Annotated in this window: 1 protein-coding gene and 1 pseudogene; one reads left to right on the top strand and one right to left on the bottom strand. The window is 62.5% G+C overall.

Annotated features, from left to right (window positions below; translation table 11 throughout):
* A partial coding sequence (locus tag AC0B9F_RS38610; protein ID WP_472010539.1) for a hypothetical protein occupies positions 1-548 on the bottom strand: 548 nt, incomplete at its 3' end.
* 240 nt (positions 549-788) lie between these two features.
* On the opposite strand from AC0B9F_RS38610, the pseudogene AC0B9F_RS38605 reads away from it, so the two are divergent.
* A pseudogene (locus tag AC0B9F_RS38605) lies at positions 789-1,012 on the top strand (hypothetical protein); the annotation flags it as partial.

Raw genomic sequence — 1,012 nt, 5'->3', positions numbered from 1 at the left:
CGAATCAGCGGCAAGGGGAACCGCAAGGTGAAGTGGTCAATCCACGCGGCCCAGACAGACAAAGCCGCCACCGTGAGCCATGCCGGCAAGATCGCGTCGCCGCCGGCGATCATCACGGCCCCGAACCACAATCCTGCTGTTGCTACTGCCGGGCCGATCGAGCGACTGGTCGGCGTCACGGGAATCTGCACGAGTGCACACAAACTTGCCATCATCGGACGCACCGCCACGCTCACCGCCGCCCCAGCCAGAGCAGCGAACGACGCGACCGACCACAGGCCAGCCTGCTCGTGACGACCGAACGCCCAGCGAGCAGCGATCCACACCGCCACACTCACAGCAATGACACCCAGGATCGGCAGATACGTCGAGAGAGGGGGTTTCCGCCTTCCTGCGTCGGCGGCGGTGACAAGCCCCGGTCGTTGACCACGGCCAGGCGTTGTGGACTCGACTTCCTCAGCGGAGAGAGAAGTCGAAGCACCGTCGGCAGTATTTCCCGACTCCACATTCGATTCGGCCATCTCGGAAAGCTCCTTCAGCGCGTCCATCACCCGTGGTCACAGGCAGAACCCGACCCTAACCGCTCTACCGGACAGCGCGGGCTTCCGAACTCATCGTTTGGCCGCTGGGGCGTGCGCTGTCCATGCCATGGACTATCACTGACCGCACATCTCAGATGCCTGAAAATCCGCTCGTGCTGCTCTCGAACGACGATGTTCCCGCATCGTGACCGGACTCGCCGCCACCAAAACCACTCGAAAACTCACCAGTAGAGGCAACATCACCCTATGAACGCCCCAATCGGAAAAGCTGACCGCCGCCGCGCACGACTCCACCCGGCACGTTCCTCCCGTCCAGCATTGATCGTTCACACCTTCAGCGAATACACCCACCACATCCGCGGCGGCGCCAAACGACTGATCATCGACGCCGACCCTGACCTGTGGTTCGACCTCGGGCATGTCCCGCACGGAGTCGACGTGAAGATCATCGGTCAATCGTGTGCCGGAAT

Source organism: Streptomyces sp. NPDC097129 (assembly GCF_055668065.1).
The sequence above is the reverse complement of the archived record's forward strand: the minus strand, read 5'-3'. Positions and strand labels throughout refer to the sequence as shown.